Source organism: Nocardia sp. NRRL S-836 (assembly GCF_001279525.1).
In the GTDB taxonomy this organism is placed as follows: domain Bacteria; phylum Actinomycetota; class Actinomycetes; order Mycobacteriales; family Pseudonocardiaceae; genus Lentzea.
This window is the reverse complement of sequence record NZ_LGDY01000155.1, coordinates 1-14,363: the sequence shown is the minus strand read 5'-3', so window position 1 is coordinate 14,363 and position 14,363 is coordinate 1. Positions and strand designations below refer to the sequence as shown.

Genomic DNA, 14,363 nt, shown 5'->3' with positions numbered 1-14,363 from the left:
ACCGTGAAGGACGCCACCGCGGCACCGCTCTGGGTGAAGCGCAGTTCGGGGTCGGCAGTCAGGTTCCCGACCACCGTGATCGTCGTCTCACCAGCCATGGTTGATCCTCCAGTATCAGGTGAAATGGTTTCATGCAGATCGGTATTGACGGGCTGCAGTTCGTCCCGCACACGATGTGCGCTGCAGTTGCGCACCCACGTGCTGTTTGGTGTTGAGCTCGAAATTGCGGATGAGCGCAATCGACATGTGACCGCACGGGCTGGCGGGTCATAGAGCGGCGCGCAGGTGTCACTTATTCAGGCGTGCGGCTCTAGTCCAGGTGCGTTGAGCTCGTAGGCCGCGAGGTTAACCGTCCAGGCGTAGACCGTTCCCGCGTCGTGCTCGGCCGCACTGCACGCGGGGCAACGCAGGGTGCCTCGAGGCGGCGGTGCGGACGGCAAAGGCGTGCAGTTTTGGGCAGCCGCCGAAGAACATGCTGTAGGTCAAACCGCCGTAGTTGACGGCGAGATCGAACTGGTCCGTCCCTGGCTCGTGGATGCCAACGGGCACGCTGAAGGGTTATCCCCGAGGAGTCGATACAAGGGCCTATGTCAGGGCTGACATCGGCGGCGGGAGCGGTGAACGGCAAGGGCCCTCGGCCAGACGCGTCCGTGGGGCGAGGACGGGCGCGTCTGGCCGAGGACGAGCGGGCAGCAGTGCCTGGATGGGCACGCGTCTCTGCTCGGACAGGAAGTAACAGGAAGCAAATGGCGGCGTTGGGGTGTTCGTGGTTCAGGCGCCGGAGTGGCAGGGCAGCTTGCGCCGCGCACGGGAAGTCAGTCGCGCAACTCGGTGATCAGGTAGACGACGGGGTCGGCGAACCGCTTCACGGCTTTGAGCTTCGCCGCACCGAGTTGCCGAAGGACTTCCACGGCCTTGGTTTCGTCCCCCTCGGCACGTCGGCGCACGTGCCGGACCAGCCGGCGGTAGCCGTCGGGGTCGGCCGTGATCTTCGCGACGAGGTCCCGGTCGCCGTGCAGAACCACGTGCAGCGCGGACTCGACGACCTGCATCCACAGCGGCTCCTGCGGCTGCTACTCCGCGTCGACCGTCTCCCCCACGTCGATGCGCGGGGGCTGCGTGGTCCCGTCGACGAACACCTCGTCCGGCTGCAGCACGCCGGCCTTGACCGCCTCGGCCACCCGCGTCGGCAGGTCGGCCTCCATGATGCGAAGGACGTCTCGGCGCAGCTCGTTGGACAGCCCTCCGAACACGCGGCTCGCGGCGTCACTTCGACCAACCGCAACCATGCCGTAGATTGCCGAGCACACTGCGGCCGCGGCGTAAATCTCGGCCGTCGCCTCCATCGTCACGTCGTCCAAAAGACATGTCTCCTCAACTGGGCTGGATAGGTCGATGTGGTGAGCAAGCACTCGCCTCCGCTGCGCGCCGACGCCGTCGGCGGGAGTGACCTTGCGGAAGGAGCACCGCCGTGGCGGGTGTCGGCGCACGCCGCCTGACCGAGCGCGGGCGGGCAACAGGGCCAGGAGACGGCGCGTGCCCCGGCTCTCGGGAGATCATCAGGGTTGTGACCGGCGGTCATCCCCGCCGGTCACAACCCAAGCGAGATCAGAACGGTGGCTTGATACGGTGAGACCGACGACGTGCACGGGAGCAGTCCCCCATGGATTGAGCCTGCCAGCTAAGCGAGCTGCGCCATCAGCTCCGGCTGCTCAAGCACCCACTCCTCGTAGAGAGTGATCACCTCGTCGCGGGTGCCGTCCTTGCCGATCTCAAAGGGATTCCCCACTGCGAGGCTCGTCCGATGTAGACGTCGTACCGGGCGCGCTTGCAGTGGACGACCAGTGAATCTGCCACCTTGCTCCCTTGCCGTGCCACTCTTACGCTGCACCGCCGGGTGGCGGGGCGCACTCGGATCGCGCCCGGCACGGTCCGAAAGGCAAGCCGCGGTGTGTTCCGTGGCTCGCCCTCCCGGTGTGGCCGGACGCAGAGTGCGGCACCCCGGCACCCCGGCACCCCGGCACCACAGCGGGGCAGCGGAACTGGTCGCGGACGAGCGCGGTGGAGACAAGACGGAGGCGACTCCATCAGCGGCTTAGCTCAGGCTGCGGCCGCAGCCTGCAGGGCCGCTTTCACGTGGCGCGTGTAGACGCCCTTGGCGTAGGGCTCGCCCATCGGCCTGCTCGTCAGACCGCCGCACGCACACAACGGGATGACCTTGCCGTCGAACGGTCGCAAGATCATGCTGTGCTGCTCTTCCTCGGCCGCGTGGCCGGCAGCCCGAGCTGCCGGTTTCACGACCGCATCACCTTCCTCAGCGCCGGGCCGGGCTGGGCGGAGCTTGCGCAGTACGTCACGAATGAGCTGATCGTGGATCTTCGAGGCGGCCTTGGTCTCCCTGCGCTGACGGTCCCAGACCAGGTACTCCGCCACACTCAGGTCACCGGGACGCATCCCCTCCGGCCAGCCCGTTCGCTCCAAGCGCACTCGCACGCCCTGCGGCAGGAAACGCCAGTACTGCGGGCTCACCGTCACGTCGCCGCGGCGTGCATCCTCGCGCGAGGTCCGCAGCAGGCCTCGTCGCCACAGATCCACCGTCGCCGACATGCACTCGTAGCGCGCGCGGGCGTCGTGCTTGACGCGGGCGGCCGCGCGACGGTCAGCCGGACGGGCAACGTTGTTGTGCCGCTTGCTCATGACAACCCTCTCCACACGGTTCAAGAACGACTTCGATTGATCAGCGCGGGTGGCTCACCACCGTTTGGAGGTGTTGCCGCGACAGCGAACTGGCGTGACGACCTCGACGACCGATCAGCCGCGCCGGTGGCGCCTGTAGCCCTCGGGAAGGGCCTTGCGGAGATCGGATCCGATCTCCCCGGACCTGTCGCGGTAGAGCTGGTAGAGGCGATCCGCGTTCACGACCCGCTGCGTCCTGGCATCGACTGCCTCGGTGTAGTCGCTCGGCAAACCCCGCAACTCGTTGGCGGCGTCGAACACGACGTCGCGAAGGGCGTCGAGCTCGGCACGCACGTGGCGGAGCTGCTCGACGAACTCGGCTTCAAGGGTCCCTGCCGGTGCCGCATACTCGCGGCTCACGATCGCCACGTCGGCGCGGCCACCGGCAACAGCGAGACAGCCGATGTAGGTGCCATCCGCTTTGACGGTGCTTGTCCACGTGCGGCGGGTGCGACGCGAGACGATCGTGATTCCGTCACCGGGACGAATGTCAGCGAGGTCGTTGATCAGCATCCACATGGTGTCCTCGTTCCGGAGATCGTGGGGATCGGCCAGGCGCGCCCGCGGGGTGGACGGTGCGCGCCTGGCCGACGTGAGCGGGCAGCAGTGCCGTGGGAGCGGCATGCGCCACAGCTCGGACAGAAGGCTTGGATCAGGTGCAGTCGATCAGGCACAGCAGCACGACGGGCTCCGGCGACGACGGATCCTTCTGCGCTCGTCGGACAGCCTCCGGGCGGGCGGAAGTCGTCGACCACGGACGCGGCCGCCGGGCGCCGTCGTCACCTCGCAGCTAGGCGACTTCGGCCAAGTCACGCGCGGCAAGCATGTCGACCCCGTCGACCAGGCATGCCTCGCGAGCGGAGGCCGCGGGCACGATGGCCAGACGGATTCCGTGTGCGCGGGCAGCCTGCACTGCGGGCACGATGCCGCGAACCGGACGAAGGCCGCCGCCGACACCGACCGCGCCGAGTACGGCGGCGCTCGCGAGGCGCTGTGGGGGAACTTCGTCGGCGGCGACGAGCAGCGCGGCGGCGTCCGGCCAATCGGCGGTGACCGGGTCGAAACGCCCGTCCAGCTGCCGGTGTCGGGGTCGTTCACGGGCACCGTCCAGTGCCGCGAGTACACGCAAGAGCAAGATGGTCGGGCCGCCATCGCCGGTGAAGGCGATGCGCTCCTCGCCGGTCACCGCAGTCGCAACGAGGCTGATCATATGGCCGGCCAGACTGTGCAAAGCGACTTGTGTTGACGGTGATCACGAGGAGATCCGTTCTGCACAAAGGGAAGTGCAGAAGCCGGATGGGCCCGCTCAGCAGTCAGACAACAGCTGAGCAGGCCCGGATGTTACAAACCGGCGTAAAGGATGCCGGCCAGGATGTCGCCATGGCACCACCGCGGCGCGCACCAGCACCCGAGTGCCTTTCCTGCAAGTTCGCCGAGGGCAGCAAGAAGCGAACCGTTGCGCGCAAGGTGCTCTTCGTACCGATAGATCACGGTGGGGCGGTCCCCATCGCATCCAATGATGAACGGGTTGCCCCACTTCGTGCCGCGGTCGATCCGGACGAACAGACCGCGCGCCTTGGTCCAAGAGATCAGATTCGGATGAACACCGCGTCGCATCGACACGCTCACGGGCTCGCCCGCACTCAGTAGTTCCAGTCGTGCGAGCTCATCCGTTGACCACCCCATCATTGTCAGCCTCCTGACTCGTCGGTCCATGCAGCGCCACAGCCGCCGTCATGCATGCCTCTTCCTGCGGCCGCAAAGGCGGTGGGCAAGGGGCCTCGATGGCGGGCGGGCTGATCGAGCCCCGCGTTCAGGCCCCCAGTGGTTGAGGATCGGAGAGCCCACAGCAGAGGGGAACCGGCTTGTGGTTGCCTGGCCCGGCATCGGCGATTCCACTGAAGTAGCGACCCGTGCGTAGTGGGTCTACCGACCCGACAGACATCCCTACCTCAGCCGGTGCCTGCAGCGGCGATGGCTATCAGCCACCGCCGGCATCGCGCCGTCGATCCGCCGGCCGCGGCGTCCGGTCGCCACGCGGCGAACCGGGGCTTGACTTCCTTGTAAGGACCTGCGGCTAGTCATCCAGTTCGGCGGATGGCTTCTCGTGTGCCCGCTTGCGCCGAGATCGTCTAGGCGGAAGGTCGGAGTATTCGTGCATCACGACGCACCGTTGCTGGCTTGTGGCAACCACGTGCGCAGTCAGACTCGTGAGCAACTCGGACAAGAGGGTTGCATCGTCATCGCTGAAGCAGGACGTGACGAACTCTGCCTCGGCTAGGTACGAGAAGGAAAGACCTTCTGCCAGCGCAGCGCCTTCTTCTGTCAGGCACATGAGGACGTGGCGGCGATCGGACGGATGCGGATTGCGTTGTAGTAGTCCGCGTTGCTCCAGGTTCTTGGCAACACCGGTCAGCGTTCCTGCTGAGGCACCAAGTTGCCTGGCGACCTGGCCGATCTGTGCTGTTCCCTGGTGGCGAAGAATGGCGAGCACGTTGAACGCGGTCCAGGTCAGATCATGAGGTCGCAACGCGGAGGCTTCCAGGTGAGCTCGCAGCACCATCGCAGCGTGATGAACGGCTCCGAGCGCCGCGGAACGCAGCCGACCCGACGTGGCAACGGCTGCAGCTGGTGCCGTTGGCACCTCCGCTGATGGCGGCAATGGGAGTGCGCGGTTCCGGTCCTTTGAAGGGTCTTGCGCACAGTCGGAGTTGGTCTTGTACGTGTTGGGCAACGTGGAGCCCCTTCTCCGGAAACAGCAGGGCGATTGGTGTTGTCGTGGCGAGACCCGGTGCGTTGGCGCGTCTGTGGCGGAACGGGTCGACGCTTCATCTAGGGCGATAGGTGTGTTGAGTCCGGCTACGGCGATGCGCGTGTGCGAGGTGCGGCTGGTCGGCAACCCTGTTACGCGCTGCGTTCAGGTAGCAGCCGCGTGTTCCGGGTGGTCGTTACGGGGTAGGCGGCCGCGCGTCATGACGCCGACGACAGCAGCAGCGCATCCGCGCTCGGTTCCCTGATCAGCCCGCGGCCACGTTGAAGCTGTCGCTCGGCCTGACCAAGAACCCTTACGGCGAAAGCCATTACCGGCAGCTGGCTCAGCGGACGCCACCGGCTATAGGGCGACGCGCTGCCCGAGGTCGAGGTCGACGAGGCGCTGGTCGCCAAGATGCTGCCTTCGACAAGAAGAGGATGATCCTCGGCGCCTATCGGCACATCTGCGTCCAGCGCGACCCGGACGCCGGCGTCGCGGTCGAGGTCCTTGCCGAGCTCTGGACCATCGCGTTCTGGAGACGACGCAGTTCGACCGGCACGCCAACAGGGTCTGGCGCGATGCGAAGACCCTGCTCGACTCCGAGCACGCCCACCGCGCGATCAGCGAGGTCCCGGTCCCCTACGGCGCCTGCAGCGAGCCCAGCGATGTCGCCGTCGGCGGCCACGACTGCCCGGTGTGGTTCCGCTGCGTCGGCTGCGCACACCTCAGCGCCGTGCTACCTGTCCGACCTGGAGGCCCGTCTGGTCGACCTGCTGCGCAACCGCGAACGGCTGCTCGCCACCGCCGCGGACGCTTGGGCCCGGACCGAAGCGATGCCTCCGACGAGGAGATCACGCGGATCCGCAGGCTGATCATCCGCGTCAGGCAGACCTCGACGACCTCACCGACACCGGACGCGCCGAATTCCGTGAGTCCAGCGCGATCGTCCACGTGGCACGCAACCGCGTGGTCGGCTTGGGAAGCCCAGGCATCCGGCAACCACTGTCCGACATCGATACTGAGAGGGCAGCGTGACCACCACGATGATTGAAGGGCGGCGCGCGGACTCCGCGGGCCGCAGGCAGCGCGTCATCAAGGCCATCAACACCGCGGAGCAGTACGGGCGGTGAGATCAGGTCTCGGCGATCGCCCGCGAGGTGTGCGTCGACGCAGCTTCTGCTATCGGCATCCGGACCTGCTGGCGCTCAACCACACCGCCCAGCTCACGCCCTCGGGCACCGCCAGCGGCCGGCCGGCCGGGGGTCGCTGCGAACCGATCTGGCCGACCCACTGACGCGGCTGCGCCGTGCCCGCCTCCTGCGCGAGCTTCGCGGTGTTACTCGCGCCCGCCAAGTTGCCTCGGATGAATGCCAGGCACAGGTCCGCACCGGCCTTGACCATCTCCTCGTTGCGCACGAACCCTGCGCGACGGCGATAACGGTCTCAGTCCGCGGGATGGCGCTCGATCGTCCGCCCCAGCGGCTCCAGCACGCCTCGCAGAGCGCGTAGCGCCGTTCGGGCACGCGCCCGACACCAGAACCGAGTCCGGGTTCCACACTTCGGCCAGCGCCGCGCGGATCATCGCTCGATCGGCCCACGTCCGCGAGCCCGTGATCAGAATGCGCAGCCCCATCTTTCATGACCTCCAGATTCGTTGGTAACACCACTGCCGTGTAGTCCAACTTCGGCGTCTGCGGACCGTGCCAGGCATCGCCGGACTCGCTGGGCGTGCGTGTCATCGGGGCTTGTCAGCCAGATCGGGTGGTCGGACACATGTTTGCATCCGCGGGGATGCGACGGCGCCGCTCGGCTTGCCGCCCGCTAGATGGTGGTGGCCCGATCCGGAGTGGACAGCGACGCGCCCAGGGCGCGGGCGACCGCGACGGCCACAGCGGGATCGTCGGTCCTGAGCTGAATGACGACATCGCGTGGTGAGCGGATGAACATCTTGCCGTCGACCAAGCCGTTGCCCGCAGCCAGGCTTACGTAGTCCCAGCCCTGCTCGACCGCCAGATCGTCGCCGACCGCGGCCACCAGCGCCTTGCTCACGGCCTTGCAGCTTCGCTGGTAGGCGTCGGCTTGGGCTTTGCGTGTCTGCGCGACCTGGTGCACGGCGGACCATCGCGGCAGCAGCAGCGCGGCGATCTTGTCGGCGACTTGCTGCGGCGAGGCGTCGGCCCTGAACTCCGGTCGAGGCAGAGCGGGGTCGTCACCGTAAAACTCACGCAGCGCCGCGGGCAGCTCCAGCGTGGCGGTCAGCTTGCCGCGGCGGCCGTGCGGCCACTCCCGGAAGGTCAGGGCGACCATCGGCCCGTCCGTGCGAATCAGCGTCCACGCCGAGTCCGCGGACAGAGGCCCCGGCGGGGGCAGTTTGCGGACCTTCCACGTGCTGTTGTCGATGTCGGCGGCGGCAGGCAGTAGATCGGCGACCAGCTGGGTGAATGCGGTGGCCGACGCTGGTGGGGTCACGGTCAGTCCTTGTGTGGTAGCGGCCCGCGAGTTTGGGCGCTGGTCGGGGCGGCACTGTGCCGGCAGTGCTGGTGCAGGGTCTGCTGGTCGCTTGCCCCGCGGGTCATCTCACTCCTTGTCCGGGTCGACGAGCGTCGGCGTCACGGCGTCCCGGCGGTAGAGGGTCTGCACTGGGCTGTCGCGATCATGCTCACGTAGGTCATATTCGTCGGTGCGGGGGTTGTAGACGAAGCCTTCGCGCTGCGTCCAGCTGTGCCCCGTGGAGTCGCAGTGCTCGATGCCCGAGCAGTGCTCGACCCGGCAGAACGAGTTCCAGCACGTCAGTGGAAACCACTCGCGGGCCAGCGTCATCAGCCGCGGTTCCACAGCCTGGTCGTCGTTGTTCCTCAGCTGCGTGCGCAGCTCCGCAGCACGCTCGGCGTTGCCGTCGACCAGCAACACCAGAGCCTTCATCAAGGCCTCCTCCGTCGCGCCGAGGATCGTGATGGTGAGCCCCTGACCGCTGCCGCCGTCGCGGCCGGTCTTGGTCAGCGTGTACTGCGCACGACCATAGAGCTTGCCGACCGCGGTGAGCTCGCGTACGGAGGTGAGCAGCAGGTTCGCTGCACGCATGTCTGCCTTATCGCCAAAAGCCATGCAGGCCCCCTCTCGGATGTCCGGTCCAACAGCCGGTGTTGACGGGCCTGCTAGCCGGAGGTGATTTCAGTGCGGTGGGCGATCGACCGCATGAAGGGCTGGTAGAAGGTCTTCAACCTCTTGGTCGACTCGGTAGCGAGCCGAGGGTTCGTCCGGTGCACCCGAGTGACCAACCGGTTCACGTCGCGCAGCTCGACGAGCTCGGCGCACTCGGCGCACGCCGCCCACGGTTGAGCATCGACGGTCTCAATCAGATCGGTGGCGTCCGCTTCCTTGTGCCGTTTGACGATGGTGCGGCGTCCGTGCTTCGACCCGCGGCTGATCTGCTGCGTTTCCAGTTCTTCGGAGAGGTTGGGGCTCTGGATCGAAAGGGTGAGCGGCTCTTTGGTGCGGTAGCTCCACACCGGCTCGTTGACGCAGCAGAAGTCACAGGTCAGCTTCACCGACTCGGCTTCCGACCGCGGCATGGGCTCGACCTCGTGGTCGCGGTCGCCGCTTCCGCCGTGCTTCCAGGAGATCTCACCCGCGGAGGACCGGCGGCGGACCAGCGGTTCGGTGCACGTGCGGCACACCACGTCCGGGAGCGGCAACTCCTCGGCGTTGTTGATCGGAACAATCCTCATCGCTCTACTACCTCCACTTGTTCCTGCTGCCAGGCCATTTCACTCACACCACGTCCTGGGTTCCTCGTTTGCGTCCGCGGTGGCAGAAGGCTCGCTTCTGGCGCCGATCGCCGCTGAAGCAGCTCGCGCGCCCGCACCAGGTGTTCGGCGAACGTGTGCCGGATAGCCACGGTGCCGTCCGAGCTCACCCACCGGTCGTTCTCGACCGCCTGAGGCTCTTCGCCGGTCGCACGGATGTAGTCGGCCAGGGCCTGGGAGTCACGTTCGAACCTGTCCCACCGCTCCGCGTACTCGTGGCGCGCGGTGACGCAGAGCTGCTCGAACTTGTCGCGCTGGGCCTCGCCGAGCTGTGCGAACAGTGCCGACCTGCGGAAGGCCCGCGAGCTCACCGGCGTCATCACGTGCGTTGAGAACTGCCAGCTGCCGAACAGCCCGTCCTCGTCCAGGTACATGATCACGAGCGAGGCGTAGGGGTCGTGCTGCGGCGGATTCCACTCGCCAGGTTCGCAGCGGTAGTTGCTCTGGTGCATCAGGCGCTGCATCCCGGCCCGCGCACCCTTCTCGCGGGTCTCGATCCAGTAGCGCATCACGTGGTCGTCGGCACGCGGCTTGACCCGCGCCTGGTCGCGGGACTTCACCACGTACGCCGTCTCAGGACTGACATGCCCGGTCAGCAACTGCGGTTCGAGTACGGCGCCGTCGTGCTGCCCGTGGGTCTCATCGGAGACCGCGGCGAACAGTCGGTGCGCTTCCGAACTGCTCACGTGGCACGCCTTGCAGAAACGCGGCGTGTGCTGACCGCCGATGTTGTGCCGGTGCCGGTGGTCGACCCAAGCCATGTGCGCGACCTCCCGCGCGGAGGCATCCGGCTTGCTGCCGTGCAGCGAGTTGTAGCCCTCGGCGATCCCGCGCAGGCTCTCGATCCGGTCGAGCAGCTGCTGCTCGTGCGCCAGGTTGAACTGGGCGTTGCGTCGAGCGGCTTCCCGCATCTGCTCGTTCTCCGCCACGAGAGACCCCGCGAGCAGCAGCATCGCGGCGTACGGGGTGCCGGTCAGCGGCAGGTCGATGGTGCCGCGGTGACCGGAGCAGTGCTCGAACAACGCAGTGAACGCCACCTGTGCGATCGCACGTACGGTGGCTTCGTACTCCACGTTGCCCGGCTTTCCGGTTGCGTGCGGCTGTCGCAACAAGGCGGCGGCGATCGCGCCGACGGCGTCGCGCTCGAACATGCCACCGGAGATCACCAGCGTGCTGCGGAGCCCGTTCATGAGCCCGGCATGGGTGCTCGTGGCGGTGTCGGTCACGAGGGTCGCTCCTTCTCGTCGTTGCCCACCCAGAACACGGGGCATTCCGGCGGGTCAACCTGGGTCCACTCCGGATCTGGCGGCAAGGACCAGCCGTGCGGCGCGATGGTGCGCAGCGCCGAGCCGCGGGTCACGTCCGGCCCGAAGATGGCCACCGCGCGCCCGGCCGCGTCGATGACTTGACCGGACTTGTTGGCCAAGTCGATGCGCAGGACATAGCGGTCCACAGTGGATGACTGCACCGCGCGCTCCTGTTCTGTGTCTGGAAAGCAGCGCGCGGCCCGTGCCCCTCCCCGAAGGTAAGGTGCGAGCCGCGCCGAATGCTTCGCTGTCGGGATCCAGGGCAGCGGCAGGGCGTCGATTGCCCCGGCCGCGTAAGGTGATGCCGACCTGGGTGTTGAGATCGCGGTCCGGGTGGTCGACGTCGCCCAGGACGCGGCCTTGCTGGACTCACAACGCTTCTTGCCTGAGTCGGGTCGCCTCGGGAACGTTGTCCGCCTTGATGTGGCAGGCGGGGCACTCACGCTCGGACCATGACGTCCTGGGCCAGTGCGGCGATCACCGCCAGACTGAACGTGTCTACGGAATCGCGGTCACGCTGTTTCGTCCTGGGTGCCAACCTGTGCTGCCGAGGACAGCTCGATGATCCGGGCCATGCTCAAGCCCGGCTTGAACGAATGTCCCACCCGTTGCTCGACCGCCAGGTATTCGGCGGCCAGCTCGGGGTGCAGTCGGGCGGCCAGCACGAGCTGCTCGCGTCCCGCGCCGATGCAGAACACACACGACGCGCGCGGCATCCCGGCATCGTAGGCGGGGTGGTGAGGCAGGCCCGATTGGCGGATCTTCGACCATACCTGTTCGGTGGACCAGCCGAAGATCGGGAGCCACCGGTCGACGTGCCGCTTGCCGTTGGTCGCGGACTTGTCGACCTCGAACTCGGGCTTCTTGGACCGAGCCGGAGACTCCTGCTTACGCAGACCCAGGCAGTTGAGGATTCGCACCGGCCGGAACACCGTGCCGGGGTTACGAGTGCGGTGCTCGACAACCAGGCGGGTCATCAACTTCTTGACCTGCGACGTCTTCTGATCCGAAGTGCAGTAGCGCGCCGACATGGACATCCAAGCAGGGGCGTTCCGCTTCTTCGCGGCCTCATCCGGCTTGCCCTCGGCTTCCAGCTTGTCCGCGGCGCGATCGAGCGCAGCCCGGCGGCTGATGACCTGATCGAGCAGGTCCTCGGAGCGCGACACGGCCTCGAACCGCAGCCCGTACGCCTTGGCGTGCAGCTCGGCGAGCTCCCGGGTGCCGCGCCATTCGACCCGGCCGAGGTCGGCATGTACGACCACGATGCGCCAACGGTCGATCCCTGCGGCGTCGCACAGCCCGACGACATGGGTGAGCATCGCTTGGGAGTCTTTTCCGCCGCTCTCATTCACCAGGATGAGGTCGTAGGAGGACAGGTCGACCAGCATGACGCGGCTCACCTCGCTTTCGAAAAGACTGGCGCGCTTCAGGAGGTCTCGAGGGCGCCTCTTGAAGCGACGTACTGACGGTGCTGGTCGGTGAACGGTGAAGGACCGCACGGCCTTGGTCTTGAGCTGCTCCAACTGGCCGCCGTTGACGATGCGGCTCAGGGCGCTGTCCAGCGAGGACAACCGTGCCTGCAATCCAGGCCGCGTAGGCGGCGAATAGTCCACGTTGCCGCGGGCGGGCCAGGAAGCCATGTCGCCGCCCGCGTAGAGACGGATTGCAAGGGCGTCCCTTCAACGCACCCGCCAGTCGGCGTCGGGGCCGACCTCGATCGTGACGACTGCCAGGAAGCCGGTGTCGTCTACCGCAACTCCGGGCGGAAGGCTGTCCAAACGAAGCTTGCCGCCGACGTTCACACCCATGCCTTCCAAGGTGCCCTTGAGCGCGCCGAGGAACAGCTCGCTGTTGGCAAGCCCCTGGAACCTAGGATGGCCGCGAAAGGCGGCCATGTCGCAGTGACGGGTGCCGATGACCGGCACTCTTACTTCGCGGTACAGCAACTCGCCTTCTACGGAGAAGACATCACTGACCTTCGCCTTGAAACTCACTGTCGCCATGTCTTGTCGCTCCTCGGATTCGGTTGCCGCGGATCCGGCAGGGCCAGCATGGGTGTTCGGCTACCACGTCCGTCACTCGCGGCGATCGGTGGCTGTGCGGTGGGGTCCGCGCACAGCTACCGATTCCGTATCTCAGGACCGGTGACGCCGGACACCAGAGATGTGCCGGCTGTGGGGTGACGCCGTTGCCGTTGAGCACGCAAGCAGCGCCAGAGCTCCCAGCTTGCGGTCACCGCCGATGCCGGCCGGCGTGTTCAGGACTGGCCACAGGGATTGCGCGGCCTGCTCGACGTCGATGACCACCGCACCGACTGTGACCGGCAGCGCGATTCCGTCGTGCAGCAACGTGTCGAGCACGAGCGGCGCCTCGGGCGCGAGATCGCGGTGCAGGGAGATCTGCACACGGCGTGGGTCGGGCAGGCGGCGGGTCCAGTCATCGGCATGGCGATGGTGGAACCCGGGATTGGTGGCGCATCGCCGGCACAGCCGGCCGGGTTCGATCTCGGCGTACAGCAGCGCGGCGATCAGCGGCTCGACGCCGCAGCCGACGAACTCGCCGACGATGTAGCCGAGAGTGCAGGACTAGCTGCAGAGCAGGGCCCCGTTGGGGGACGCGAGGTGCACCGTCGGTTGGGCGCGGCGGACAGAGCCGCCCGGCCTGGGCGTCCGAGCTGGCGGTGAGCTTGTCGGACAGGGCCCGCACCGGCGGGCACCCCGGCTCGGCGCGGCGCAGCGTGCGGACGAGCTTCACCACGCGGGCCGGCACCTGGGCCGACCGCGGCCCGTCCGGCGGTCGCGGAGCTGTGCCGGGCGACCTGGCGTGCGACGTCCTACCACAGGGTGGTCAGGGTGTGCCGGGCACGGTCGGGTGCTGACTCCTCCGCCAGGGGCATGGGATGGTTGTCGCCAGTCAGGCTGTGATCGGCTTGGGTTTGCGGAGGGCCGTGCGTCACAGGTCGAGTCCCTCACCGATCATCGCCCCGGCGATCCGGGCCTCGTACGGCGCGCGGCCGGTGAGCTGGCACCAGATACAGCGCATGTCCTCGTCGTGGCCATGCGGATCGATGCCCAGGACTTCCACGAAGTCGAGGCAGTGGCATCCGTCCATGCAGTCTGGGCACCATCGATAGGTGCCGTGGAACTCGACCTCCTGATACGGGCGTTCGAGCCGTGAGCTGTCGGCGAGGAAGTCGTCCAGGCTGTTGTGGGCCACGATCGGACAGCTCAGGTACACCGGGGGCAGACGGAACGAGAAGGTCGAGAGTTTCCGGGCTCGCGCCCACGCGATCTGTTCCTCGGGTGTCGACAACCGCCGCGGCGCCTTGGTCGTGACCGACACCCAGGCGTCGTCCGAGTCGACCTGGGCGAACGACTCGCTCATCGCCTGCACGATCGTCGCGCGCAGCTGGTCGACCTGCTCGGTCACGGTGTCGTCGCCGTCCATCGGCCTGGTGAAGCCGTCGATGGTCGTCGTGTACTCGATTCCGTCCGGCACGAAACGGACGTCGTTCGTCCGCACTTTCAGCCCGGCCAGGTCGACGCCCGCGGCCTGGAGGAGGGCACGGACCATGCGGCTCTGGGCGGCTGCGCTCCGTGGGCGGCGGGCCAGCCCCTCGTCTGGGCGGTTCGTGTCGATCACGCCGTCACCGGCTCGGGGTACCGGTAGACCCACAGGCCACGTGCCCCGTCACCGATCGAGTTGGCACGGCTGGGGCGGCCGTAGGTGCCGCCGCCGGACGGGCCGGTCGTGACGCGCAGC

General features: G+C 67.4%; 21 protein-coding genes. 1 reads left to right on the top strand and 20 read right to left on the bottom strand.

Translation table 11 applies throughout. The annotated features are described in order from the left end of the window. The 19 genes from ADL03_RS41545 to ADL03_RS41470 form a co-directional block, all read right to left on the bottom strand. A partial coding sequence (locus tag ADL03_RS41545) for a single-stranded DNA-binding protein (protein WP_157527936.1) occupies positions 1–98 on the bottom strand: 98 nt, incomplete at its 3' end. A gap of 717 nt (positions 99–815) precedes the next feature. Further along, positions 816–1,052: a hypothetical protein gene (locus ADL03_RS41540; RefSeq protein ID WP_053739160.1), complete on the bottom strand. Its 237-nt coding sequence runs from the start codon at positions 1,050–1,052 to the stop codon at positions 816–818. 21 nt (positions 1,053–1,073) lie between these two features. Then, positions 1,074–1,361: a hypothetical protein gene (locus ADL03_RS41535; protein WP_053739159.1), complete on the bottom strand. Its 288-nt coding sequence runs from the start codon at positions 1,359–1,361 to the stop codon at positions 1,074–1,076. Between the two features lie 320 nt (positions 1,362–1,681). Beyond that, the gene (locus tag ADL03_RS50360; protein WP_255353465.1) at positions 1,682–1,891 is read right to left on the bottom strand and encodes a DUF4326 domain-containing protein; all 210 of its coding nucleotides are present in this window, start codon (positions 1,889–1,891) and stop codon (positions 1,682–1,684) included. A 209-nt stretch (positions 1,892–2,100) separates the two neighbouring features. After that, entirely contained in the window at positions 2,101–2,697 is a 597-nt protein-coding gene (locus ADL03_RS41530) for a hypothetical protein (protein WP_157529727.1), read from the bottom strand. A gap of 114 nt (positions 2,698–2,811) precedes the next feature. Further along, positions 2,812–3,255 (bottom strand): hypothetical protein, encoded by a 444-nt coding sequence (locus ADL03_RS41525; protein ID WP_053739157.1) that lies wholly within the window; start codon positions 3,253–3,255, stop codon positions 2,812–2,814. A 271-nt stretch (positions 3,256–3,526) separates the two neighbouring features. After that, on the bottom strand, positions 3,527–3,946 hold the full coding sequence (locus ADL03_RS47820; protein ID WP_157529726.1) for a hypothetical protein: 420 nt from the start codon (positions 3,944–3,946) through the stop codon (positions 3,527–3,529). Positions 3,947–4,077: 131 nt separating this feature from the next. After that, complete coding sequence (locus ADL03_RS46290) at positions 4,078–4,365, bottom strand: DUF4326 domain-containing protein (protein ID WP_197289115.1); 288 nt, start codon at positions 4,363–4,365, stop codon at positions 4,078–4,080. 448 nt (positions 4,366–4,813) lie between these two features. After that, positions 4,814–5,299 (bottom strand): MarR family transcriptional regulator, encoded by a 486-nt coding sequence (locus ADL03_RS46285; RefSeq protein ID WP_082373963.1) that lies wholly within the window; start codon positions 5,297–5,299, stop codon positions 4,814–4,816. A gap of 1,368 nt (positions 5,300–6,667) precedes the next feature. Beyond that, a complete protein-coding gene (locus ADL03_RS49110) occupies positions 6,668–6,904 on the bottom strand; it encodes a hypothetical protein (RefSeq protein ID WP_053739154.1) in 237 nt (78 codons plus the stop codon). Beyond that, the gene (locus tag ADL03_RS50970) at positions 6,825–7,121 is read right to left on the bottom strand and encodes an SLOG family protein (protein ID WP_197289114.1); all 297 of its coding nucleotides are present in this window, start codon (positions 7,119–7,121) and stop codon (positions 6,825–6,827) included. The genes ADL03_RS49110 and ADL03_RS50970 overlap by 80 nt, the downstream gene beginning before the upstream one ends. Before the next feature lie 188 nt (positions 7,122–7,309). Further along, positions 7,310–7,957: a hypothetical protein gene (locus ADL03_RS41505; protein WP_053739153.1), complete on the bottom strand. Its 648-nt coding sequence runs from the start codon at positions 7,955–7,957 to the stop codon at positions 7,310–7,312. Between the two features lie 108 nt (positions 7,958–8,065). Continuing rightward, entirely contained in the window at positions 8,066–8,569 is a 504-nt protein-coding gene (locus ADL03_RS41500) for a hypothetical protein (protein ID WP_053739152.1), read from the bottom strand. 74 nt (positions 8,570–8,643) lie between these two features. Then, the gene (locus ADL03_RS41495; RefSeq protein ID WP_053739151.1) at positions 8,644–9,216 is read right to left on the bottom strand and encodes a hypothetical protein; all 573 of its coding nucleotides are present in this window, start codon (positions 9,214–9,216) and stop codon (positions 8,644–8,646) included. Beyond that, positions 9,213–10,520 (bottom strand): hypothetical protein, encoded by a 1,308-nt coding sequence (locus tag ADL03_RS41490; protein WP_053739150.1) that lies wholly within the window; start codon positions 10,518–10,520, stop codon positions 9,213–9,215. The genes ADL03_RS41495 and ADL03_RS41490 overlap by 4 nt, the downstream gene beginning before the upstream one ends. Then, the gene (locus ADL03_RS41485; protein ID WP_053739149.1) at positions 10,517–10,747 is read right to left on the bottom strand and encodes a hypothetical protein; all 231 of its coding nucleotides are present in this window, start codon (positions 10,745–10,747) and stop codon (positions 10,517–10,519) included. Before ADL03_RS41485 ends, ADL03_RS41490 begins: the two co-directional genes overlap by 4 nt. Before the next feature lie 366 nt (positions 10,748–11,113). After that, positions 11,114–12,172 carry a phosphoadenosine phosphosulfate reductase family protein gene (locus ADL03_RS41480; protein ID WP_197289113.1) on the bottom strand — a complete coding sequence of 353 codons (1,059 nt, stop codon included), beginning with the start codon at positions 12,170–12,172 and terminating at the stop codon, positions 11,114–11,116. A gap of 108 nt (positions 12,173–12,280) precedes the next feature. Further along, on the bottom strand, positions 12,281–12,604 hold the full coding sequence (locus ADL03_RS41475; RefSeq protein WP_053739147.1) for a hypothetical protein: 324 nt from the start codon (positions 12,602–12,604) through the stop codon (positions 12,281–12,283). A gap of 132 nt (positions 12,605–12,736) precedes the next feature. Next, positions 12,737–13,006: a hypothetical protein gene (locus tag ADL03_RS41470; RefSeq protein ID WP_053739146.1), complete on the bottom strand. Its 270-nt coding sequence runs from the start codon at positions 13,004–13,006 to the stop codon at positions 12,737–12,739. 275 nt (positions 13,007–13,281) lie between these two features. Here ADL03_RS41470 and ADL03_RS47815 point away from each other — a divergent pair, with 275 nt between their 5' ends. After that, positions 13,282–13,479, top strand: coding sequence for a hypothetical protein (locus tag ADL03_RS47815; protein WP_157529725.1), 198 nt, complete (start codon positions 13,282–13,284; stop codon positions 13,477–13,479). Positions 13,480–13,553: 74 nt separating this feature from the next. On the opposite strand, the gene ADL03_RS41465 is transcribed toward ADL03_RS47815, so the two are convergent. Further along, complete coding sequence (locus ADL03_RS41465; RefSeq protein WP_053739145.1) at positions 13,554–14,174, bottom strand: hypothetical protein; 621 nt, start codon at positions 14,172–14,174, stop codon at positions 13,554–13,556. Between the last annotated feature and the right edge of the window lie 189 nt (positions 14,175–14,363).

Bases quoted from the DNA above. Each gene is read 5' to 3' on its own strand.
- ADL03_RS50970 (WP_197289114.1), bottom strand. From the start codon at position 7,121: ATGGGGCTGCGCATTCTGATCACGGGCTCGCGGACGTGGGCCGATCGA.
- ADL03_RS41500 (WP_053739152.1), bottom strand. From the start codon at position 8,569: ATGCGTGCAGCGAACCTGCTGCTCACCTCCGTACGCGAGCTCACCGCG.
- ADL03_RS41525 (WP_053739157.1), bottom strand. From the start codon at position 3,255: ATGTGGATGCTGATCAACGACCTCGCTGACATTCGTCCCGGTGACGGA.
- ADL03_RS47820 (WP_157529726.1), bottom strand. From the start codon at position 3,946: ATGATCAGCCTCGTTGCGACTGCGGTGACCGGCGAGGAGCGCATCGCC.
- ADL03_RS41465 (WP_053739145.1), bottom strand. From the start codon at position 14,174: ATGGTCCGTGCCCTCCTCCAGGCCGCGGGCGTCGACCTGGCCGGGCTG.
- ADL03_RS41475 (WP_053739147.1), bottom strand. From the start codon at position 12,604: ATGGCGACAGTGAGTTTCAAGGCGAAGGTCAGTGATGTCTTCTCCGTA.
- ADL03_RS41495 (WP_053739151.1), bottom strand. From the start codon at position 9,216: ATGAGGATTGTTCCGATCAACAACGCCGAGGAGTTGCCGCTCCCGGAC.
- ADL03_RS46285 (WP_082373963.1), bottom strand. From the start codon at position 5,299: ATGGTGCTGCGAGCTCACCTGGAAGCCTCCGCGTTGCGACCTCATGAT.
- ADL03_RS41540 (WP_053739160.1), bottom strand. From the start codon at position 1,052: ATGCAGGTCGTCGAGTCCGCGCTGCACGTGGTTCTGCACGGCGACCGG.
- ADL03_RS41530 (WP_157529727.1), bottom strand. From the start codon at position 2,697: ATGAGCAAGCGGCACAACAACGTTGCCCGTCCGGCTGACCGTCGCGCG.